Raw genomic sequence first — 21,493 nt, 5'->3', positions numbered from 1 at the left:
TCCTGCGGTCGGAACGGGTCCGAGGGGTCACCGTACGCGGTGGGGAAAGTGTGCGGCTCCTCTTCGAGGGCTTCACCCGGGGGCACGGGGGAGCCCCCGCCGGGCTCAACCGCTCAGCGAGTCCGCGAGCTGGGAGGCCAGTTTCCGCGCCATGTCCTGCATTTCCTCGCTGTCGGGGACGACGCCGAGCATCGCCGACTGCTCCGCGTACTCGATGGTCACCACGACGTTCGACGTGCGGAACGCCACAGTCACCGTGCGCCGTTTCGCCGTCGAACCGGAGCTGCTCAGCTCGTCGTCGACCAGCGCCTCGTCGCCCAGGTCGTCGAGGAGCCGGGGCTGGAGGTCGGTGGGCGTGGCACCGGAGGACGCGCTCGACGAGGGGGCGGTGGACGACGCGGAGCCGGACGGCCGGGTGGTGGCGGACGTGCCGGGCGACGCGGTGTCGGAGGAGGACGCGGACCCCGACGCGGATGCCGACGGCGGCTCCGACCCCGGCCCCGACTCGGACTCGGAGACGACCGGTTCGGGCAGGTCGGCGGCCTCCACCTGCTTCGCGAAGAGCTGTTCGGCCTGACTGTCGTCGCTCACGGAGTTGTCGTACGACACCACCCGCTCGAAGTCGACGAAGAGGTGGTTGGTGGCGTCGGCCGACTCCACCTTCCAACGGCAGCCGACCTTGCGGTCGGTGTCGTACGCGAGGGTCGCCTCGCCGGCGTACGCCTTCGCGCGCTGCTCCTCGTCCGTGATCTCCTGGATGCCGGGCAGCAGCGAGTCGAGCGCCTTGTCGCCCACCGCGCCGCACGGTTCCGGGAGGGTGCGGTACCTGCCGGGCTCGGCTGCCTCGGTCGCGACGCCGGGCCGGCCCGGATTGGAGTCGTCCGCCGTGGCGCCGTCGCCCGAGCCGCCGGTGCAGCCGGCCAGCAACGCCGCCAGGGCGGCGGCGATGCCGGGTACATAGGCCTTCCGCTGCACGGTACGGCTCCTCTCGCCGGTGTGTGGGTCGGTACTCCAGTGTCCCCGCTGGTTATTCGCTTGCCGCGCGGGGGCGTCCCCAGAAGACAATGTGTATCGCACGAGCCGCCGTGAACGCCGGTCAGTCGTCCTTTTGGCTGCCCTTGGCGCCGGTTTTGCGCTTTGAGACTTCTGTATGTTTTCCGGGGGAATGAGGACGTCATGTCGTACGTGGAGATGCCGGGCGCGAAGGTGCCGATCCGGATGTGGGCCGACCCGGCGACGGTCGAGGACGGGGCGCTCCAGCAGCTGCGCAATGTCGCGACCCTGCCGTGGATCAAGGGCCTCGCCGTCATGCCGGACGTGCACTACGGCAAGGGGGCGACCGTCGGTTCCGTGATCGCGATGCGGGACGCGGTGTGCCCGGCCGCGGTGGGCGTGGACATCGGCTGCGGGATGTCGGCGGTGCGGACGTCCCTGACGGCGAACGACCTGCCCGGTGACCTCTCGCGGCTGCGGTCGAAGATCGAGCAGGCCATCCCGGTGGGCCGGGGGATGCACGACAGCCCCGTCGACCCGGGCCGCTTCCACGGACTGGCGACCGGCGGGTGGGACGACTTCTGGGGGCGGTTCGACGGGGTCGCCGAAGCGGTCAAGTTCCGTCACGAGCGGGCCGGGAAGCAGATGGGAACGCTCGGATCCGGGAATCATTTTGTCGAAGTATGCACAGATACGACCGGTTCTGTCTGGCTGATGCTGCACTCCGGTTCCCGGAACATCGGCAAGGAGCTGGCCGAGCACCACATCGGCGTCGCCCAGAAGCTCCCGCACAACCAGGGGCTGGTCGACCGCGACCTCGCGGTGTTCGTCGCGGACACCCCGCAGATGGCGGCGTACCGCAATGACCTGTTCTGGGCGCAGGAGTACGCCAAGTACAACCGCACCCTCATGATGGCGCTCCTGAAGGACGTGGTCCGCAAGGAGTTCAAGAAGGCGAAGCCGGCCTTTGAGCGGGAGATCTCCTGCCACCACAACTACGTGGCGGAGGAGCGGTACGACGGCATGGACCTGCTGGTCACCCGCAAAGGCGCGATCCGCGCGGGCTCGGGGGACTACGGGATCATCCCGGGCTCCATGGGGACGGGTTCGTACATCGTCAAGGGCCTCGGCAACGACAAGTCCTTCAACTCCGCGTCCCACGGAGCGGGTCGGCGCATGAGCCGCAACGCCGCCAAGCGCCGCTTCTCCACCAGGGACCTGGAGGAGCAGACGCGAGGCGTGGAGTGCCGCAAGGACTCCGGCGTCGTGGACGAGATCCCGGGCGCCTACAAGTCGATCGACCAGGTCATCGAGCAGCAGCGGGACCTCGTGGAGGTCGTGGCGAAGCTGAAGCAGGTCGTCTGCGTGAAGGGCTGACGCCCGGGGCGCCGCCGCCTCAGCCCTCCCGGTGCACCTTCGTGTTCGAGGCCTGGGCGCGGGGGCGGACGACCAGCAGGTCGATGTTGACGTGGGCGGGGCGGGTGACCGCCCACGTGATGGTGTCGGCGACGTCGTCGGCGGTCAGGGGGGCGGCGACGCCCTGGTAGACCTTGGCCGCCTTGTCCTCGTCCCCGCTGAAGCGGGTCAGGGCGAACTCCTCGGTCTTCACCATGCCGGGCGCGACCTCCACGACGCGGACCGGGCGGCCGACGATCTCCAGGCGGAGGGTCTCGGCGAGGACGTGTTCGGCGTGCTTGGCGGCGACGTAGCCCGCGCCGCCCTCGTAGGTGGCGAAGCCGGCGGTGGAGGAGACGACGACCACCGTGCCGTCGCCGCTCGCCTCCAGCGCGGGGAGCAGGGCCTGGGTGAGGTTCAGGGTGCCGATGACGTTCGTCTCGTACATGCGGCGCCAGTCGTCCGGGTCGCCGGTCGCGACCGGGTCGGCGCCGAGCGCGCCGCCCGCGTTGTTGACGAGGACGCCGACCGTCTTGAAGGCGGTGGCGAACTCGTCGACGGCCGCGCGGTCGGTGACGTCCAGCGGGTACGCCGTCGCCTGGTGGCCGGCCGCCCGGATCTCCTCGGCCAGCGCCTCGATGCGGTCCTCGCGGCGGGCGGTGAGGACGACGCGGTAGCCGGCGGCGGCGAGCTGCCGGGCCGTGGCGGCGCCGATGCCGCTGCTCGCACCGGTGACGACGGCGATGCGCGAGGCGGCGGACGGGGCTGCTGCGGGGGCCATGGGCTGCTCCTGGTTCGTCATGCGGGTGACGCGGGGACGCGTCCCGGGTACGTCACGAACGGTCGCCGCCCAGCGTAGTCAGCCGCCGTTGCGCGGCGCCCACATGATCACGGCCATCCCGGCGAGGCAGACCAGCGCGCCCGTCACGTCCCAGCGGTCCGGGCGGTAGCCGTCCGCGACCATGCCCCACAGGATCGAACCGGCCACGAAGATCCCGCCGTACGCGGCGAGGATGCGGCCGAAGTGGGCGTCGGGCTGGAAGGTGGCGACGAAGCCGTACGCGCCGAGGGCGAGGACGCCGCCGGTCGCCCAGAGCCAGCCGCGCTGTTCGCGCACGCCCTGCCAGACCAGCCAGGCGCCGCCGATCTCGAACAGGGCGGCGACGACGAACAGGGCGGCGGAGCGGAGGACGAGCATGCGGGCAGCTTCGCACGCGGGCCGCGTCGCGGGCGGCGGGGGCGTCCGCCACTCGGGCCGGTCGTCCCCCGGGGCCGGGCGTCCCCCGGGGCCGGGCGCCGGGCCGGAATAACGTCCGGGACCCCACCGTTGGAGGCGGTATAGTTGAACCGTCAACAACTCGGAGGTTGAGCGACCATGCAGTTCGGCATCTTCACCGTCGGCGACGTCACGCCGGACCCGACCACCGGGCGTACACCGACCGAACGCGAGCGCATCAAGGCCATGGTCGCCATCGCGCTGAAGGCCGAGGAGGTCGGGCTCGACGTCTTCGCGACCGGCGAGCACCACAACCCGCCCTTCGTGCCCTCGTCGCCGACCACGATGCTCGGCTACGTCGCGGCCCGCACCGAGCGGCTGATCCTCTCCACCTCCACCACCCTCATCACCACCAACGACCCGGTGAAGATCGCCGAGGACTTCGCGATGCTCCAGCACCTGGCCGACGGCCGGGTGGACCTGATGATGGGCCGCGGCAACACCGGCCCGGTCTACCCCTGGTTCGGCAAGGACATCCGCGAGGGCATCAACCTCGCCGTGGAGAACTACGCCCTGCTGCACCGCCTGTGGCGCGAGGACGTCGTGAACTGGGAGGGCAAGTTCCGCACCCCGCTCCAGGGCTTCACCTCCACGCCCCGCCCGCTGGACGGCGTCGCACCGTTCGTCTGGCACGGCTCGATCCGCTCCCCGGAGATCGCCGAGCAGGCCGCGTACTACGGCGACGGCTTCTTCCACAACAACATCTTCTGGCCCGCGGACCACACCAAGCGCATGGTCGAGCTGTACCGGGCCCGTTACGCCCACTACGGGCACGGCACGCCCGAGCAGGCGATCGTCGGCCTCGGCGGGCAGGTGTTCATGCGGCGGAACAGCCAGGACGCGGTGCGCGAGTTCCGCCCGTACTTCGACGTCGCGCCGGTCTACGGGCACGGTCCCTCCCTGGAGGACTTCACCGAGCAGACCCCGCTCACGGTGGGCTCGCCCCAGCAGGTGATCGAGAAGACCCTCGCCTTCCGCGACTACGCCGGTGACTACCAGCGCCAGCTCTTCCTGATGGACCACGCCGGGCTGCCGCTGAAGACCGTTCTGGAGCAGCTCGACCTGCTCGGCGAGGAGGTCGTGCCGGTGCTGCGCAAGGAGTTCGCCAAGAACCGCCCGGCCGACGTGCCGGACGCCCCGAACCACGCGTCGCTGCTGGCCGCCGCCCGCAAGGAGGGCAAGGAAAGCAAGGAAAGCAAGGAAGGAGTACGGGCATGAAGCTCGTCGTCGTCTCCGCGGGGTTGAGCGTCCCCTCCTCCACCCGGCTGCTGGCCGACCGCCTGGCCGCCGCCACCGCGGACCGGGCGCCGGCCGAGGTCCAGGTGGTGGAGCTGCGCGACCTCGCCGTGGAGATCGCGCACACCTTCACCAACGGCTTCCCGGGCCGGCAGCTGTCCGCCGCCTTCGACGCGGTCGCGGCGGCGGACGGGCTGATCGTGGTCACGCCGGTGTTCTCGGCCTCGTACAGCGGACTGTTCAAGTCGTTCTTCGACGCGCTGAGCGTGACCGAGGAGGACGCCCTCGCCGGAAAGCCGGTCCTGATCGGTGCGACCGGTGGCACCGCCCGGCACTCGCTGGTCCTGGAGCACGCGCTGCGTCCGCTCTTCGCCTACCTCAAGGCCGTCGTCGTCCCCACCGGCGTGTACGCCGCCTCGGAGGACTGGGGCGCCGAGGGGCTGGACGGACGGATCGAGCGGGCGGCCGGGCAGCTGGCGGCGCTGATGACGGGGCTGTCCACGGCCGGGAGGCCGGCGGGGGAGGCGGCCCAGGGGGCGGACACGGCGGCGGTCGCGGCGGCGGCCGGGGGGCCGGTCACGGAGGCCGACGGGATCGTGCCGTTCGCGGAGCGGCTCGCCGCGCTGCGGCCCGCCGGGTGAGATCTCGGTGAGAAGTCCGGCCGTCCGGTCGCGGGGCGCGCGCCCTTGGCAGACTGGGCGCGTGCCCCGGACCGTTCTGCTCGCCGAAGACGACCGCGCGATCCGGCACGCGCTGGAGCGCGCCCTCACCCTGGAGGGGTACCGGGTCACCGCGGTCGCGGACGGCGTCGAAGCGCTGGCCGAAGCCCACCGCGCCCGGCCGGACGTCCTGGTGCTGGACGTGATGATGCCGGGCGCCGACGGCCTCCAGGTCTGCCGGGAGCTGCGCGCCGAGGGCGACCCCACGCCGATCCTGATGCTCACGGCGCTGGTGGAGACAGCCGACCGCATCGCGGGCCTGGACGCGGGCGCCGACGACTACGTGGTCAAGCCCTTCGACGTCGAGGAGGTCTTCGCCCGGCTGCGCGCCCTGCTGCGCCGCACGGACCGCGCGGAGCCCGAGGGCGGTGACGACGTGCCCGAGGACGACGGCGACCGGGTCGGGACGGACGGCCGGTACCTGGAGGCGGCCGGGCTGCGCATGGACCCGCGGGCCCGGCGCGCCTGGCGGGACGGGGACGAGCTGGAACTGACCCGCACCGAGTTCGGACTGCTGGAGCTGCTGGTCCGCAACGCGGGCATCGTGCTCGACCACTCCACGATCTACGACCGGATCTGGGGCTACGACTTCGGGCCCGGCTCCAAGAACCTCGCCGTCTACGTCGGCTATCTGCGCCGCAAACTCGACCGGCCGGGCGCGCCGCGGCTGATCCAGACCGTGCGCGGGGTGGGTTACGTGCTGCGGGAGGATTGAGTGGGCCCCTCTCCGCTCGGGCGCCGGCCCCGGCTGCTGTCGCTGCGGACGACGTTCGCGGTGTCGTTCGCCACGGTCGCGGCCGTGGTCACGTTCCTCGTCGGTGTGCTGTCGTACAACGCGGCGGCCCGGCTGGTCCGGGTCGACCAGGAGTCCGTCTTCGCGCAGGTCGTGCAGGACCTGCGGGCCGAGGTGCGCGAGCGGCGGATGTCGCCCGGCGACTTCTCCTCCTCCGCGCCCGGCCACGACATCGTGCGCCCGGCCCGCACCGACGTGCAGGTGCTCGGGCCGGACGGCGGGATCTCCGACCCGGCCGGCCCGCGGCTGCCGGTCACCGGCGCCGACCGGCGGGTCGCGGGTGCCGCTGACGCGGGGCGGACGGTGCAGCACGAGGACGTGGGGGTCGGCCGGGACGTCTTCCGGGTGGCGACCGTCTCCCTCGGCGGCGGCCGGGGGGCCGTGCAGGTGGCGCAGGAGTTCAGCGGCACGGAGGACCTGCTGCGGGCGCTGCAACGCCGGACGCTGCTCCTGATGGCCGCGGTGGTGACCGCGGCGGGCCTGTTCGGCTGGTGGCTGGCCCGGCGCATCACACGGCGCCTGGTGGTCCTCACCTCCGCCGCCGAGAACGTGGCCCGCACCCGCCGGCTCGGTGTTCCGGTGCCGGTCACCGGCCCCGACGAGGTGGGCCGCCTCGGCCGCGCCTTCGACCTCATGCTGGGCCGCCTCGCCCAGTCGGAGGAGGACCAGCGGCGACTGGTCCAGGACGCGGGCCACGAACTGCGGACGCCGCTCACCTCCCTGCGGACCAACATCTCGCTGCTGCGCCGTATCGACGAACTCCCGCCGGACGCCCGCGAGGAACTGGTCGCCGACCTGGGCCAGGAGGCGCGGGAACTGACCGACCTGGTCAACGAACTGGTCGAGCTGGCGGCCGGCCAGTCCGCCGGCGAGCCCCCGCAGCGGGTCGACCTCGCCGGGATCGCGCACGACGTGGCGGCCCAGGCCAGGCGCCGTACCGGGCGGGAGATCGCGGTGCGGGTCGGCGGCGCGACGGTGACCGACGGGCGGCCCGCCCTGCTCACCCGGGCGCTCACCAACCTGGTGGAGAACGCCGCCAAGTTCGATCCCGACGGCACCGGACCCATCGAGATCGCCGTCTCCGGGCCCGCCCGGCCGGGCACGATCCGCATCGAGGTCCGCGACCGGGGCCCCGGCATCTCCGACGCCGACCTGGCCCGTGTCTTCGACCGCTTCTACCGGGCCGCCGCCGCCCGCTCCCGGCCCGGCTCGGGCCTCGGCCTGTCCATCGTCCGGGAGGTGGCGCTGGCGCACGGGGGAGCGCCGTTCGCGGTGCGGCGGGACGGGGGCGGGTCGGTGATCGGGTTCACGGTGGGCACGGGGCTCGGGGACGACGGGGACGACGGTGGCGGTGGCGGTGGCGGATGCCTGGGGTAGCCCTTGGCGACGGACGCACCGGCCGGGCGTTCTCAGGCTCGGTGTGCCGGCGGGGGCTACGGGGTGGTCGCCCCGGTCAGTGGTGGGCGTGGACCACGGCGTGCCCCTTGCCCCGGCCGATCATCCACTTGTTGACCGGCGTGGTGATCACGAACGCCACGGCGAACCCGCCGAGCAGCGCCGACCAGAACAGCCCGTCCGACAGGTGCGCGTCCATCGCCCCCGGCGTCAGCGCGATGATGGCGTTGTCGACCAGTTCCATCACCGCGATGGAGACGGTGTCGGCGGCCAGCGCCACCTTGACGGCGGCCTTCAGGGAGACTCCGGCGCGCACCACCGCGACGAGCGTGAAGGAGTAGCCGAAGACGAAGGCCAGGGTGATCGCGAGGACCATCGTCGGCACGTTGCCCCACATCAGGGCGGTACCGATGACCATGCCGAGGATCTCGCCGAAGGCGCACCCGGTGAGGCAGTGCAGCGTCGCCCTGACCGCCGTGGCCCAGGTCGCCCCGTGCGCGTCGTGCGGGTGCCGTGCGTGGCGCTCGTCGTGGTCCATGTCGCTCCCCTTCTCGTGCCCGGTCGACGTCGCGTGCGGTTCGCCGTTCGCCGTCCATGTGCCCATGCGGGGTCCGGCGAGCCACGCGATCGAGAACACCATACCCCCAGGGGGTATTCCGGAAGGTCCGTCCGGTGGCCGTAGGCTCGCTGGATACGGATCGACGACGCCCTACTTGGAGGACCGGTGCCGACACGCCGGCGGATCACCGCACGCAACGCCCGTTTCCAGCAGTGGGAGGCGCTGCTGGGCAACCGGAACAAGCGCACGCGTGCGAAGGAGTTCCTGGTCCAGGGGGTGCGTCCGATCTCGCTGGCGGTGCGGTACGGCTGGCCCGTCAAGGCGCTGATCCACGACGACCGGCGGGAGCTGTCCCCGTGGGCGCGGGAGCTGCTGCGCGAGGTCGACGCCGAGCAGGTGGCGATGGCGCCCGAGCTGCTGGCGGAGCTGGGGGAGAAGAACGAGAGCGCGCCGGAGCTCGTCGCGGTCGTCGAGATGCCGGCCGACGACCTGGACCGGCTCCACGTCGACACCGATTTCCTGGGCGTCCTGTTCGACCGGCCGACGAGTCCCGGGAACATCGGCAGCATCATCCGGTCCGCGGACGCCTTCGGGGCGAGCGGGCTCGTCGTGTCCGGGCACGCCGCGGACGTCTACGACCCCAAGTCGGTGCGGGCCAGCACCGGCTCCCTGTTCGCCCTGCCGGCCGTGCGGGTGGGGTCGCCCGGCACCGTCGTGGACTGGGTCGCCGCGCGGCGCGCCGAGGGGCAGCCGATCGTGCTGGTCGGCACGGACGAGAAGGGCGAGTGCGAGGTCTTCGACTTCGACTTCACCCAGCCGGTGCTGCTGCTGGTCGGCAACGAGACGTCCGGCTTGAGCAGCGCCTGGCGGGACCTGTGCGACCACACCGTCAGCATCCCGATGACCGGTTCCGCGAGTTCCCTGAACGCCGCCAACGCCGCGACCGCCGTGCTCTACGAGGCGCACCGGCAGCGTCTCGTCGCCGCGAGGCGCGCCTGACGTCCCCGGCGCCGGCCACCGCACCGCCGGTGGCCACCGCACCGCCGGCGGGCGGCGCTCGGCGTCCCCGTACCGCATCGGCCCGGCGGACCGCCCGTCGTCGGATCGCCCGGCGTCGCGGTCGGTCGGGCCGGTCTCGTGCCGTGCTCCTTGGCGCCACCTGCCACCCCTCCTGGCGTCACGTGGCACCAAGTGGCGCCCTCCTGTGCCCGCAGGGGGCCACGGACCTGCCGGTCACTCCTCCCTTCACACTCCGTGCTCCACGTTTCCGCAGGTAGGAGCGGTGCCCGTAAGAGAATCGCGAGCGGGTACCAGGAGAGCTTGCGCATGGCGCCACTGTGGTGCCATGATGGCGTCATGGACCTCACCCCGTATGTCGACACCCTCCGCCGCGAACTGGCGGTGGCCGCCGAAGCCGGCGGCGAGGAGGCTCGTGAGCTGGCCGAGAGGCTCACCGCGCCGCTGGAATCGGCGACCCGGCTGACCATGCTGCACGTGCTCTCCGCCGCGATGGACGAGATCACCCGCGAACTCGCCCCCGGCTCGGTCGACGTACGGCTGCGCGGGCTGGACCCCGACTTCGTGGTGACGCCGCCGCCCACCGACGACGGCGCCCCCGCCGAGCCCGCCGTGCCCGCGGAACCGCTCAGGGTCCCGGCACCGCCCGCCGACGGCGACGAGGGCGGCACCGCCCGTGTGAACCTGCGCCTGCCGGCCCACCTCAAGACGCGCGCCGAGGAGGCCGCGAACCGCGAAGGGCTGTCGGTCAACGCCTGGCTGGTACGCGCCGTGTCGGCCGCGGTCGAGGGCGGCGCCGGGCCCCGCCCGACGGAGAAGGCCCGCACCGTCGGGCAGAGCTTCCAGGGCTGGGTGCGCTAGGGAGCGCCACCGCCCGCACCTCGAAGAAGCACCGCAACCCATCACGTCCCACCAGCGGGGACGCCCCCATGACTCATGAGGACGGTACAGCCATGCCTTCTTTCGACACCTCCGGACCGATCGCGGTCAACGCCCACGTGGGCGCCGGTTCCATCCGGTTCACCGCGGGCGACCGGCTCGACACCGTCGTCGAGGTGCGGCCCGGCGACCCCGGACGGGACAAGGACGTACGGGCCGCCGAGCAGACCCAGATCTCCTTCGCGAACGACGTCCTCACCATCAGCACGAAGGACCGCCGCATCATCGGGCCGACCGGCGTCGTCGACGTGACGGTCGAGCTGCCCGCGGGCTCGCACATCGACACGACCGGCTCCTGGACCCAGGTGCTCGGCGAGGGCCCGCTCGGCGAGGTCCGGGTGAAGACCTCGGGCGGTGACGTCCGCCTGGACACGACCGGCCCGCTCCGGCTCGCCGCCTCCCACGGCTCGGTCACCGTGGACCGCGTGGAGGGTACGGCCGAGATCACCACCAGCTCCGGCAGCGTGCGCGTCGGCCTGCTGGAGGGCTCCGCGGTCCTGAAGAACTCGCACGGCTCCACGACCGTCGGCGCCGCCCTCGGAGACCTGCGGGTCAGCCACGCCAACGGCGACATCGACATCACCCGCGCCGAGGGCTCGCTCACCGCCACCACCGCCCACGGCACGCTGCGGGTGGGTGAGGTGGCGCGCGGCGAGGTGCGGCTGGAGACCTCCTACGGTGCCATCGAGATCGGCATCCGCGAGGGCACGGCCGCCTGGCTCGACGCGCACTCGGACGCCGGGCGGGTGCGCAACACGCTCACCGCGTCCGACAGCCCCGGGCAGACCGAGGACACCGTCAAGATCCGCGCCCGCACGCGGTACGGCAACGTCGACGTCCACCGCGCCAAGGTCTGACGGACCCGCCCCGCCCACGCACCCCGCCCCAGTCGTCCCGTCATCCCGTCGCCCCACTCCTCGAAGGGGAGGGCTCCATGCCTTCATCTGTCATGCCCACGCCCAGGCGGGACGGTCGCCACCCGTCGCCGGCCGCCGTCTCCGCCGTCGGTCTGCGCAAGTCGTACGGCGACAAGACCGTCCTCGACGGCATCGACCTGCACATCCCCGCCGGAACCGTCTTCGCGCTGCTCGGCCCGAACGGCGCCGGCAAGACCACCGCCGTGAAGATCCTCTCCACCCTCGTCACGGCCGACGGCGGGCAGGCCCAGGTCGCGGGCCACGACATCGCCGCCGACCCCCAGGCCGTCCGCGCCGCGATCGGGGTCACCGGGCAGTTCTCCGCGGTGGACGGCCTGATCACCGGCGAGGAGAACATGCTCCTCATGGCCGACCTGCACCACCTGTCCAGGGCCGAGGGGCGCCGGGTGACCGCCGAGCTGCTGGAGCGGTTCGACCTGAGGGAGGCGGCGAAGAAGCCGGCCTCCACCTACTCCGGCGGCATGAAGCGCCGCCTGGACATCGCGATGACCCTGGTCGGGGGCCCGCGGATCATCTTCCTCGACGAGCCGACCACCGGCCTGGACCCGCGGAGCCGCCACACCATGTGGGGCATCATCCGCGAGCTGGTCACGGGCGGGGTGACGGTCTTCCTCACCACCCAGTACCTGGAGGAGGCCGACGAACTCGCCGACCGCATCGCCGTGCTCAACGGCGGCAGGATCGCCGCGGAAGGCAGCGCCGAGGAGCTGAAGCGGCTCGTCCCCGGCGGCCACGTGCGCCTGCGCTTCACCGACCCCGCCGCCCACCGGAGCGCCGCCCTCGCCCTGGGCGAGGTCACCCGCGACGACGAGGCGCTCACGCTGCAGATCCCGTCCGACGGCAGCCAGCGCGCACTGCGCGCCGTCCTCGACCGGCTCGACGCGGCCGGCGTCGAGGCCGAGGAGCTGACCGTGCACACCCCCGACCTCGACGACGTGTTCTTCGCCCTGACCGGCCCCACCGACCAGCCCAAGGAGACCGTCCGATGAACGCCGCCCCGGCCGTCGCCCGCCCGACCCGGCTCTCCCTCGCCGTGCGCGACTCCGGCACGATGCTGCGCCGCAACCTCCTGCACGCGCGGCGCTATCCGTCCCTGACGCTGAACCTGCTGCTCACGCCGGTCGTACTCCTGCTGCTCTTCGTCTACGTCTTCGGCGACGTGATGAGCGCGGGGATCGGCGACGGCGGCGCCGACCGGTCCGAGTACGTCGCCTACCTGGTGCCGGGGTTGCTGCTGATGACCATCGGCTCCACCACCATCGGCACCGCGGTCTCCGTCGCCATGGACATGAGCGAGGGCATCATCGCCCGCTTCCGCACGATGGCCATCCATCGCGGGTCGGTGCTCGTCGGGCACGTGGTCGGCAGCGTTCTTCAGGCGATGGCGAGCGTGGTCGTCGTCGGCGCCGTGGCCGTGGCCATCGGCTTCCGTTCGACGGACGCCACCGTCCTGGAGTGGCTCGTGGCGCTCGGGCTGCTGGCCTCCGTCACCCTGGCGCTCACCTGGATCGCGGTCGGCATGGGCCTGGTCAGCCCGAACGCCGAGGCCGCCAGCAACAACGCCATGCCGTTGATCTTCCTGCCGTTCATCTCCAGCGCCTTCGTCCCGGTGGACGCGATGCCGGGCTGGTTCCAGCCGATCGCCGCGTACCAGCCGTTCACCCCGGCCATCGAGACCCTGCGCGGACTGCTGCTCGGCACCGAGATCGGGCACAACGGCTGGCTCGCCGCCGCCTGGTGCCTGCTCCTCACCGGCCTGGGCTACCTCTGGGCGAAGGCGTCCTTCGACCGCGACCCGAACTGACCCGGACCGCCGGCCGGCCTCGCCCGCCCGGCACCCGTCCCACCGGGGCGGCGTACACCGACACCGCGTCGGCGTACGCCGCCCCGTACGTGCGTCTGGTGCCTAGCACGCTTGTCCGATGCCACGGCGCTGACCTGGGGCGAGTCGCCATCGGTCGAAGGATGATGCCATCGGTGGCGCCTGATGGCAGTGAGTGGCGTCAAAAAGGGTCGCAATGGTGCCACACGTGTGCCATCATGGTGCCAGTGCGAATGCGTCCCCGGCCACGAGGCCGGTACGCGTCCGCGGAGGGGACCGGACCAGGTGAACAGGGGGCGGATCATGGACACAGCGCACCACCCGCGGAAGACGGCACCCGGCACCTGCGCCGCCTTCGCGCGCTTCGTGCTCTGCGGCGGCGGGATCGGGCTCGCCTCGAGCTTCGCCGTGGCGGCCCTCGCCTCCTGGCTGCCGTGGGCCCTGGCCAACGCTCTGATCACCGCCGGGTCCACCCTCCTCGCCACCGAGTCGCACGCCCGCTTCACCTTCGGCGCGGGCCGCGGCGCGACCTGGCGCGAGCACGCGCAGTCGGCCGGCTCGGCGGCGGCGGCGTACGCGGTCACCTGCCTCGCCATGTTCGGCCTGCACTGCGTGGTGGCGACGTCCGGTCCGGTGCTGGAGCAGGCCGTCTACCTCTCCGCCTCGGCCCTCGCCGGCGTGGGTCGTTTCGCGGTGCTGCGCCTGGTGGTCTTCGCGCGCGGCCGGTCGAAGGCCGGGGGTGACGGGTGCCGTGTGCCCGGGGCGCTGGACCGCGCTGTCTCCGGCCACTCCGGCGGAGCACGTCGAGGGGCCTTGGTGTCGTGCGACACCAAGGCCCCGAAGGAACTGCAACACCATCTGCCGGCCCTAGTGCTGCGCCGGCCTTCTGTTTCCGCACTGCCGCGCTGTACTGCCGCGGGGGTGCGGGGATCGCGGATGCGTGACCGGAGACCACCTGCCTATCGATGTCCTGCGGTACCCGGGCCTCGTGCCATCCGCCCGGGCGATCCTGATGGCGCTCGACTCCTCCGTTCTTCCCTCTGAACCAACTGTCCGCGGGACGGTGTCCCGCTCGTGCTGCGGTACTGCTCGGCGGCCCCTCATCACTGCGGGCCACCCGGTCCGGTCGTCAGTCCCGTCGCCGTCCTGCGACAACCCTGGCTTCGAAACTCCACCACCGGACCGTCATGCGGGTACTGCTGCCCGGCAGTTCGTGTCTGCCGGGCCTCGCTCGATCTCGACTACGAAAGAAACCATAACCACGTGGCGACCGAATGTCTACTCCAGCGAGTACAGGTTTAGTGAGCCTGGTGATGAGGTATCCCTTCGCCGACCGCGAAGGCTTGTCGGGCTTCGCGGCTCGCTTCCCGGCACGCGAAAGGGCCCTACCGGCGTGCCGGTAGGGCCCTGACCGTGCTTCTCGGCTCAGGCCGCCGTGGCGGCCCGCGGGGCGAAGGGACCGATGAGGTCGGCGACGTCCCGCAGGCGGATCCGGTCCGTGTACCCCGAGCTGTCCCGCGCGGCCGTGAGACGGACGCCGTGGACCAGTCCGGTGCACAGGCCGTCCTCGTCGCGTACGACCAGATGACCCGTACGCGCGGCGGCCATCACGGACAGCGCCACCTCCACGGTCATGTCCTCCCACACCTGGGGCTCGCCCGCGTCCGCGGGGTCGGCCGCCCAGCCGTGCGCGGGGTGGGGGCGAGCCGTGCGGAACTGCGGTTGGACCAGCGTCAAGGGGTGCCTCCTGCGGGGGTGGGCCGGCTTCCTGGTCACGGGGGTCATGCCGCGCCACCGAGGGCGGACCGCCCCGCGGCCGTGCGGCGGGCCGCAGCGGGGCGGCGCCGGCCGCGTGAGGTGGAGCCGCGCTGCTTGGGGCGTTCGACCACGGGCGCGGTGATGACGACCGGGATGCCGGAGGGTGCCTGGGCGCCGGTGATGCGGTGCAGATCCTCCGTGCCCGAACGGACCTGGGTGGTCTGCGGGACGATGCCGGCGGTGGCCATGAGCCGGGTCATGCCGCGGCGCTGGTTGGGGGTGACCAGGGTGACGACGCTGCCGGACTCACCGGCGCGGGCCGTGCGGCCGCCGCGGTGGAGGTAGTCCTTGTGGTCGGTCGGAGGGTCGACGTTGACGACGAGGTCGAGGCTGTCGACGTGGATGCCGCGCGCCGCGACGTTGGTCGCCACCAGCACGCTCACGTGGCCGTCCTTGAACTGCGTCAGCGTGCGGGTGCGCTGCGGCTGGGACTTGCCCCCGTGCAGGGCGGCGGCCCGCACCCCGCTGTTCAGGAGGTGTTCGGTGAGGCGGTCGACGGCGTGCTTGGTGTCCAGGAACATGAGCACCCGGCCGTCGCGTGCGGCGATCTCGGTGGTGGCCGTGTGCTTGTCGGCGCCGTGGACGTGGAGCACGTGGTGCTCCATGGTCGTGACCGCGCCGGCCGACGGGTCGACGGAGTGGACGACGGGGTCGCTCAGGTAGCGGCGCACGAGCAGGTCGACGTTGCGGTCGAGCGTGGCAGAGAACAGCATGCGCTGCCCGTCGGGCCGGACCTGGTCCAGCAGGGCGGTGACCTGCGGCATGAAGCCCATGTCGGCCATCTGGTCGGCCTCGTCGAGGACGGTGACGGCGACCTGGTCCAGCCGGCAGTCGCCGCGTCCGATGAGGTCCTTGAGGCGTCCCGGCGTGGCGACGACGATCTCGGCCCCGCCGCGCAGCGCGCTCGCCTGCCTGCCGATCGGCATCCCTCCCACCACGGTGGCCAGACGCAGCCTCACCGACCGGGCGTACGGCGTGAGCGCGTCGGTGACCTGCTGCGCCAGCTCACGGGTCGGTACGAGCACCAGCCCCAGCGGCTGCCGGGCCTCGGCGCGTCGTCCGGCCGTCCGGGCGAGCAGGGCCAGCCCGAAGGCCAGGGTCTTGCCGGAACCGGTGCGCCCCCGCCCGAGGACGTCGCGGCCCGCGAGGGAGTTCGGCAGCGTGGCGGCCTGGATCGGGAACGGCACCGTCACGCCCTGCGAGCCGAGCGCGGCCAGCAGCTCCCGGGGCATGTCGAGATCGGCGAAGGCCTCCGCGGCGGGAAGCGCGGGGGTGATCGTCTCGGGGAGGGCGAACTCGCCCTGCACCGGGGCGGGCCGGCGGCCGTGACCGCCGGAGCGGTTCGGCCCGCCGGAGCGGCGCGGGGCCGACGAACCGAAGCGGCTGCCGCCCCTCTGGGAGTCGGCACCGCCGTTACGGGTGCGGGCGAATCGTTCGTTCGTGCGTGTGCGGTTCATGCGGAACCTTCCTCGACTCGGCACATATCAAGGAATTCCCGCAGCGAAGAGCGGCACGGAGAATTGCAAGAAAGGCCGGTGGGCGCGACCACGGAACTGGCCGGCGAAAAGGGGGCGGGCGCGGGCCCCCTGAAACAAATGATGCGCCGTGCGGCCGGTCCGAGCGCGGTGAGCGAACGGATGTCCTGGCCGTCGTCCACAGGAGAAAACTGCGGAAAAACGCGAGCAGCTGGGGCCCGCACCCCGAAGGATGCGGGCCCCAGCTGCGAAGTGCGCGTCAGAGTCAGGCGAGAACGATGTTCTCGGCCGTCGGGCCCTTCTGGCCCTGCGCGATGTCGAAGTTCACCTTCTGGCCTTCGAGCAGCTCGCGGAAGCCCTGGGCGGCGATGTTCGAGTAGTGGGCGAACACGTCGGCGCCGCCACCGTCCTGCTCGATGAAGCCGAAGCCCTTTTCCGCGTTGAACCACTTCACGGTGCCAGTAGCCATGTCTTTTTCTCCTTCGGGGCAGTGCGTCGGTACCCGCACTGTGCGAGTACCGAGTCGCCGCGATGATCACCCCACCCGGAAAAGACCGGATATACAAAAGCGCTTCCGTCGGCACGGGGGCCGAACGGAGGGCGCTTGAAGTCTGGGAACCACAACTGCAACTGAGATCGACAGTAGCACGGTGCGGCGGTCTGTGGGTGCTGAAGAAATCCGCTCCGCCTACTGCGGTAGAGAATCTGTCTGCGCGTTCCATTTGAATCTCGACCCGCGACTACAGGTATTGCTCCGGCCGGAACGAAGCGTTTCGGCCGACGAGCGGTACCTGCCGCTACCGCGCCCCGCGCCCAACACGTCGGCGTCGTCCACTGTGTCTCGTGGTGGCAGTGCGGTGGTCGACGCTTGCCCGGCCTCGTCGACCGCCGTCACCGCAGGTGCAAGCCGGGGCTCCCGGGCTTGACCTGCGGAGGCACGGCACCACCCCCCGCCCCTCTCTCTCCGCGGGGCCGCGGCAGCCGTACGCCGAGCCGCCGTGCCGTACGGCGCCCCAGGCGGGGCAGTGAGGTGTAGAAGCGGTCGGGCAGGAACACGGCGTCCGCGATGATCATGGCGCCCGAGAAGACCGGCAGCCCCAGCAGGATCGCGATGCCGGCGTGCATGCCCAGCAGGATCGCGAGGACCGGGTACTTGAGCCTGCCGAACAGTACGAACGGGAGAGCGACCTGGGTGAGCACGGTCAGGTAGCTGATGGCCGCGATCGCGAGAGGGTACTGGTCCAAGAAGAGGGAGAGCGCGGGCCAGGGCTGGAAGAGTTCGAGGTGCAGTACGTAGTGGAGTGCCGTGCCGTCGGCCCAGTACGATCCCTGGACCTTGTACAGGCCGGCTGATCCGTACAGGAAGCAGACCTGGGCCGCGATGACGAAGACGCCGCAGTTGTGCACCACGGTGGTCAAGGTGACGCGGGCGTCACGGAGTTGCCGAGCGGTCGGGCCGGGACTCTTCGCCCGGGTCGCCGCACCGGCCGCGCGAGTCGCCTTGCGTCGCTCGCGGCGTGCGTCCAGGGACCAGCGTCGGCCGCACGCGGTGAGCACGAGGTAGAGGGACATCAGGAGGACCAGGTTGTCGCCTCCGTCCGTCATGAAGATCGACCGTGAGTGGAACGACGTCACCACGACGGCGAACACCATGGACGTGGCCCGGGTCCGCCAGCCGAGCATGAACAGCGCGGACGTCACGAGGGCCACCCCGTAACACAGCTCGAAGTAGGCCCGGTTGTCCGACAGGAGCAGGAAGCTGTACCACCCGGTCTGGTCGAAGAGCTGCGCGGCCAGCGCGGGTGTCCACGGGGAGTCCGGCCCCCAGATCTCGTGGCGGTGCGGGAACTCGCGGAGCAGGAAGACCAGGTAGAGCAGTCCGTAGCCGATGCGCAGCACCGACGTGGCGTACAGGGATACCGGTCGGCCGGTGACGAGCGTGATTGCCGCAGCGGGGAGCTTGCGCAGCCGTTCACTTCCCATGAGAGGTCACCTTCCACCAGGGCAGGAGTCGGTTCTCGACAGGTTTCGGTGGTCTGTCCGCTGCGTTGGACCCGGGCGCCGCGACGGGGAGCGTGATGACCCGGAGCTGAATGAAGTCGATGTCGCGCCCGCCGTCGCCGCGGTGTTCGGCGATGCGGTCCGAGGCGATGTTGTTCATGTACTTCTGGAGCATCACGGCCCGCTCCGAGCGTGCGGTGTCGTCCTTCCCGTGCGATTCGGCGTAGGCGGCCCAGGCGCGGCGCAGCAGATTCTGTGCCGTGTGGCTGGGAAACGCCTGGTGTTCGATGGCCTCACTGTCCACGGCCGACAGGTCGAACCAAGGACTGACCTGCATCGATCCATCGGGGCCGGCGTGCGCGGTTCTCGCCAGGACCTGTCGGTTGACGGAATCGGGATTGGGTGCGAAAAGCCGCCAGTTCTGTTCGAAGAGGGGGTAGACCCATGCCTCGATCTGCTGGCTGTACCGCCGAGAGACGGGGTTGGGCGGTGCGACGTGGAAGAAGACGAGGGCGACGTGGACCAGAGTCACGGCCAGGCAGAGGAACACGGTCGTGTGCAGGACCGTTTTCAGTAGCCGTACGCCCACCGGCCGTGATCCGGAAGCGCCCGGTTCGCCGTGGTGTTCTCGCGGCGGACCGGAGTCGCACTGCCCGAGGTCCTGCACGTCCGCTGGTTCGATTCGGCTGGACACCGCCCACCTTGCCTTCATGTCTTCTGCCCGCGATCGGTATGCATCTGGAGACGCACCGGAGGCGCGCTGCGGAATCGATGTGATTCCGCAGCGCGCCGTCATCCGGTGAAGGGACTCATCGCAGCTCGATGGGCTGCCTAGCCCTTGGCGTCCTCGTCTTCCTCGGTCTTCGGGGCGTCGCCGTAGCCGTAGCTGCCGGGGAACTCGTCAGGTCCCATGCCGTAGCCGTGGTCCGGCTTGCTGGGCATTCCTCCGTTCCCCTTGCCGGGCTTGCCGCCCTCGTCATGACCCTCTCCGTGGCCACCACCGGGCTTACCGTCATGGTCGTCCCCGTGGCCGGGTCCACCGGGCTTGCCGTCGTGGCCGCCGGTGGCGTTGCCGGCGGTGTTTCCGGCGGTGACGTTGTTCCCACCGGTGTTCCCGGCGGTGTTGCCCGCCGTGTTGCCGGAGGTGGACCCCACGGTGCCCCCGCCGGTGACGAGCGGCCCGCCCAGGAGGCCGCCACCGATCAGACCGACGGTGGTGCCGGTGGTCGTACCGGTCGTGGTGCCGACCGTGGTCCCGGTCGTGGTCCCGGTGGTGGTGCCGGTCGTCGTGCCTGTGGTGGTACCGGACGTGGTGCCGGAGGTCGCGGTCGAGCAGTTGCCCGGGAAGATCCTGTTGTTGTCGAGCGTCACGGCGCCGTTGCGGGCCAGCGCCCGGCCCTCGATGTTCGTCCCCGTGTTCACGCTGATCGAGGTCAGCGCCATAAGGGTGCCGACGAACGTCGAGTTGGTGCCGAGCGTGGCCGAACTTCCGATCTGCCAGTACACGTTGCACGCCGAGGCGCCGTTCGTGAGCAGCACCCGGCTGGAGGAGGCCGTCGTCAGGGCCTCGGGGATCTGGAAGACCCAGACGGCGTTCGGGTTCCCGCCGGCGTCCAGGATCAGGTCACCGGTGAGGCCCACACCGGACGAAGCGGTGTAGACGCCGGGGATCAGGGTCTGTCCGGCACCGATTCCCGCCGCGAGGGCGAAGTCGGTGGCCTGGCTCGCGGCGTTGTTGTATGCCGTGACGAGGTCGCTCTTGGCGTTGTTGGCTACCTGGTCCGCCGCGTGCACGGCACCGAGTACCTGGCCCGGCGGGAACCCGGAGATGGCCGTCCCCGGACTCACGCCGAGATCCTGACTGAGAAGTGACGGGCCGGTGTTGGTGACCTCAGAACCTGCCAGAACCGAGAAACTGGCAGCCGTGCCGAGGGGTACGGGCGTGGCGATCGCCTCGGCAGGCGTCGGCACGACGGCGACCATCACGGCGGCAACCGTCGCAGCGAGTCCTGTGGTCAGCCATCCGGTCAAAGAGCGGCATCTGGCCGCCTGCGGGAGCTTCAGCTTCATTTGAGAGGCCATTTCCTGTGGAGGGGCCGTGAGCTACCGGGCCTTTTCCTGCCGGGAAGCTTGAGAATTGGTGGCATATTACGCAGAGATGTGCCCGAGCGGGGTTGATTGCGGGCGGGTCGTGCCCGGTTGAATATTCAGAACCCCAATGCACGCAACTATTCCTCAATTCATATTTACGTCGGCGGGGTTGGGCGACGGGAAGGGCGGGATTTGGTATTTCGCGGCGCGATGCGGTCCATGTCGAGGGGTGGAGGGAGGTCCGCTCGCCTGTTGGAGGAAAAGGTATGAAAGGCGTACATTTGGACGAGAGTGCCGTGTGGGCCTCGCGAGGGAGGACTGTCCCGATGACTGAGAACACCGGCGTCAAGCGTGGTGGAGCGCCCGGGTCTCGCGGCCGGACGACCATCGCGGATGTAGTGGTGGCGAAGATCGCCGGAATGGCGGCGAGGGAGGTGCGCGGCGTCCATGCCCTGGGCAGCGGATCCGCCCGCGCGATGGGATCCATGCGGGAACGGATGCCTGGTGCCGGGAGCGGCCGGTCCGCCACCCGCGGAGTCAGTGTCGAGGTCGGAGAGCTGCAGGCGGCCGTTGATCTGGAGATCGTCGTCGACTACGGCGTCCCGATCACGGACGTGGCCGGTGAGGTGCGCGAGAACGTGGTCTCGGCGGTGGAGCGGATGGCGGGTCGGGAAGTCGTCGAAGTCAACATCACGGTGAGCGACGTGAAACTGCCCGATGAGGAGGAAGAGGAAGAAGAGGGGCAGCGCGTCCAGTAGTCGAGGTGGAAGGGCCGGAGCAGGCGAAGGAGCACGTGATGAGCAGAGCCGTGGTGGGCCTGATCACGGGAATGGCCCTGGGTTTCGCCGCCTATTTCGGGGACGCCTGGGCGTTCCTGCTGGTCCTGGGGCTGGGCGCCGTCGGTCTCGCGGTCGGGCGGTTGATGGAGGGCGACCTTGAGCCGGGCGACCTCGTCCGCCGCCGGGACCGGCGGGAACGGATCCGCGAGGACCGGCGACGAGTCCGGGGAGACTGGCGGCAGTGACC

At 71.3% G+C, this 21,493-nt stretch carries 23 protein-coding genes and 1 pseudogene; 14 read left to right on the top strand and 10 right to left on the bottom strand.

All coding sequences use genetic code 11. The annotated features are described in order from the left end of the window. Positions 1–105: 105 nt before the first annotated feature. Entirely contained in the window at positions 106–975 is an 870-nt protein-coding gene (locus ACZ6EG_RS15820; RefSeq protein WP_469604939.1) for a DUF3558 domain-containing protein, read from the bottom strand. 201 nt (positions 976–1,176) lie between these two features. Between ACZ6EG_RS15820 and ACZ6EG_RS15815 the strand changes: the two genes are divergently transcribed. Next, complete coding sequence (locus ACZ6EG_RS15815; protein WP_391972935.1) at positions 1,177–2,370, top strand: RtcB family protein; 1,194 nt, start codon at positions 1,177–1,179, stop codon at positions 2,368–2,370. Positions 2,371–2,389: 19 nt separating this feature from the next. Here ACZ6EG_RS15815 and ACZ6EG_RS15810 read toward each other — a convergent pair whose 3' ends face one another. Beyond that, complete coding sequence (locus tag ACZ6EG_RS15810; protein ID WP_391972936.1) at positions 2,390–3,169, bottom strand: SDR family NAD(P)-dependent oxidoreductase; 780 nt, start codon at positions 3,167–3,169, stop codon at positions 2,390–2,392. A gap of 78 nt (positions 3,170–3,247) precedes the next feature. Continuing rightward, positions 3,248–3,586 (bottom strand): YnfA family protein, encoded by a 339-nt coding sequence (locus ACZ6EG_RS15805; RefSeq protein WP_053135097.1) that lies wholly within the window; start codon positions 3,584–3,586, stop codon positions 3,248–3,250. A gap of 177 nt (positions 3,587–3,763) precedes the next feature. On the opposite strand from ACZ6EG_RS15805, the gene ACZ6EG_RS15800 reads away from it, so the two are divergent. The 4 genes from ACZ6EG_RS15800 to ACZ6EG_RS15785 all read left to right on the top strand — a co-directional run bounded on the left by ACZ6EG_RS15800 (position 3,764) and on the right by ACZ6EG_RS15785 (position 7,789). Then, positions 3,764–4,882: an LLM class flavin-dependent oxidoreductase gene (locus ACZ6EG_RS15800; protein ID WP_391972937.1), complete on the top strand. Its 1,119-nt coding sequence runs from the start codon at positions 3,764–3,766 to the stop codon at positions 4,880–4,882. Then, the gene (locus tag ACZ6EG_RS15795; RefSeq protein ID WP_469604934.1) at positions 4,879–5,541 is read left to right on the top strand and encodes a CE1759 family FMN reductase; all 663 of its coding nucleotides are present in this window, start codon (positions 4,879–4,881) and stop codon (positions 5,539–5,541) included. The genes ACZ6EG_RS15800 and ACZ6EG_RS15795 overlap by 4 nt, the downstream gene beginning before the upstream one ends. Before the next feature lie 61 nt (positions 5,542–5,602). After that, on the top strand, positions 5,603–6,334 hold the full coding sequence (locus ACZ6EG_RS15790; protein WP_391972939.1) for a response regulator transcription factor: 732 nt from the start codon (positions 5,603–5,605) through the stop codon (positions 6,332–6,334). Beyond that, positions 6,335–7,789 carry a sensor histidine kinase gene (locus ACZ6EG_RS15785; protein WP_391972940.1) on the top strand — a complete coding sequence of 485 codons (1,455 nt, stop codon included), beginning with the start codon at positions 6,335–6,337 and terminating at the stop codon, positions 7,787–7,789. It abuts the gene before it with no gap. 76 nt (positions 7,790–7,865) lie between these two features. Here the strand turns inward: ACZ6EG_RS15785 and ACZ6EG_RS15780 are convergent, their stop codons facing one another. Continuing rightward, on the bottom strand, positions 7,866–8,345 hold the full coding sequence (locus ACZ6EG_RS15780; RefSeq protein ID WP_391972945.1) for a DUF4396 domain-containing protein: 480 nt from the start codon (positions 8,343–8,345) through the stop codon (positions 7,866–7,868). A gap of 186 nt (positions 8,346–8,531) precedes the next feature. Here ACZ6EG_RS15780 and ACZ6EG_RS15775 point away from each other — a divergent pair, with 186 nt between their 5' ends. From ACZ6EG_RS15775 to ACZ6EG_RS15750, 6 genes and pseudogenes are all read left to right on the top strand, one after another. Further along, positions 8,532–9,365: a TrmH family RNA methyltransferase gene (locus ACZ6EG_RS15775; RefSeq protein ID WP_391972941.1), complete on the top strand. Its 834-nt coding sequence runs from the start codon at positions 8,532–8,534 to the stop codon at positions 9,363–9,365. Positions 9,366–9,722: 357 nt separating this feature from the next. Further along, positions 9,723–10,244 carry a hypothetical protein gene (locus ACZ6EG_RS15770; protein WP_391972942.1) on the top strand — a complete coding sequence of 174 codons (522 nt, stop codon included), beginning with the start codon at positions 9,723–9,725 and terminating at the stop codon, positions 10,242–10,244. A gap of 92 nt (positions 10,245–10,336) precedes the next feature. Beyond that, positions 10,337–11,179: a DUF4097 family beta strand repeat-containing protein gene (locus ACZ6EG_RS15765; protein WP_469604928.1), complete on the top strand. Its 843-nt coding sequence runs from the start codon at positions 10,337–10,339 to the stop codon at positions 11,177–11,179. 77 nt (positions 11,180–11,256) lie between these two features. Beyond that, entirely contained in the window at positions 11,257–12,249 is a 993-nt protein-coding gene (locus tag ACZ6EG_RS15760; RefSeq protein ID WP_469604925.1) for an ATP-binding cassette domain-containing protein, read from the top strand. Further along, complete coding sequence (locus tag ACZ6EG_RS15755) at positions 12,246–13,064, top strand: ABC transporter permease (RefSeq protein WP_391970117.1); 819 nt, start codon at positions 12,246–12,248, stop codon at positions 13,062–13,064. The genes ACZ6EG_RS15760 and ACZ6EG_RS15755 overlap by 4 nt, the downstream gene beginning before the upstream one ends. Positions 13,065–13,385: 321 nt before the next feature. Further along, positions 13,386–13,817: pseudogene (locus ACZ6EG_RS15750) on the top strand (hypothetical protein); the annotation flags it as partial. Positions 13,818–14,507: 690 nt separating this feature from the next. Here the strand turns inward: ACZ6EG_RS15750 and ACZ6EG_RS15745 are convergent. The 6 genes from ACZ6EG_RS15745 to ACZ6EG_RS15720 form a co-directional block, all read right to left on the bottom strand. Further along, positions 14,508–14,819: a CBS domain-containing protein gene (locus ACZ6EG_RS15745; protein ID WP_391970116.1), complete on the bottom strand. Its 312-nt coding sequence runs from the start codon at positions 14,817–14,819 to the stop codon at positions 14,508–14,510. Positions 14,820–14,863: 44 nt separating this feature from the next. Further along, positions 14,864–16,357, bottom strand: coding sequence for a DEAD/DEAH box helicase (locus ACZ6EG_RS15740; protein ID WP_391970115.1), 1,494 nt, complete (start codon positions 16,355–16,357; stop codon positions 14,864–14,866). Between the two features lie 283 nt (positions 16,358–16,640). Next, positions 16,641–16,844: a cold-shock protein gene (locus ACZ6EG_RS15735; protein ID WP_003974279.1), complete on the bottom strand. Its 204-nt coding sequence runs from the start codon at positions 16,842–16,844 to the stop codon at positions 16,641–16,643. Positions 16,845–17,266: 422 nt separating this feature from the next. Then, a complete protein-coding gene (locus ACZ6EG_RS15730) occupies positions 17,267–18,358 on the bottom strand; it encodes an HTTM domain-containing protein (protein WP_469604920.1) in 1,092 nt (363 codons plus the stop codon). Continuing rightward, the gene (locus ACZ6EG_RS15725; protein ID WP_469605004.1) at positions 18,348–18,965 is read right to left on the bottom strand and encodes a DUF5819 family protein; all 618 of its coding nucleotides are present in this window, start codon (positions 18,963–18,965) and stop codon (positions 18,348–18,350) included. Before ACZ6EG_RS15725 ends, ACZ6EG_RS15730 begins: the two co-directional genes overlap by 11 nt. 242 nt (positions 18,966–19,207) lie before the next feature. Beyond that, positions 19,208–20,347, bottom strand: coding sequence for an ice-binding family protein (locus ACZ6EG_RS15720; protein WP_469604916.1), 1,140 nt, complete (start codon positions 20,345–20,347; stop codon positions 19,208–19,210). Between ACZ6EG_RS15720 and ACZ6EG_RS15715 the strand changes: the two genes are divergently transcribed. The 3 genes from ACZ6EG_RS15715 to ACZ6EG_RS15705 all read left to right on the top strand — a co-directional run bounded on the left by ACZ6EG_RS15715 (position 20,319) and on the right by ACZ6EG_RS15705 (position 21,491). Next, positions 20,319–20,450, top strand: coding sequence for a hypothetical protein (locus ACZ6EG_RS15715; RefSeq protein WP_391970137.1), 132 nt, complete (start codon positions 20,319–20,321; stop codon positions 20,448–20,450). The genes ACZ6EG_RS15720 and ACZ6EG_RS15715 overlap by 29 nt on opposite strands. A 343-nt stretch (positions 20,451–20,793) precedes the next feature. Continuing rightward, complete coding sequence (locus ACZ6EG_RS15710; protein ID WP_391970113.1) at positions 20,794–21,225, top strand: Asp23/Gls24 family envelope stress response protein; 432 nt, start codon at positions 20,794–20,796, stop codon at positions 21,223–21,225. A gap of 38 nt (positions 21,226–21,263) precedes the next feature. Next, complete coding sequence (locus ACZ6EG_RS15705; protein ID WP_369177670.1) at positions 21,264–21,491, top strand: hypothetical protein; 228 nt, start codon at positions 21,264–21,266, stop codon at positions 21,489–21,491. Positions 21,492–21,493: the final 2 nt, after the last annotated feature.

The organism is Streptomyces sp. NPDC041968 (assembly GCF_055589025.1).
This window is presented reverse-complemented; position numbering and strand designations above follow the sequence as displayed.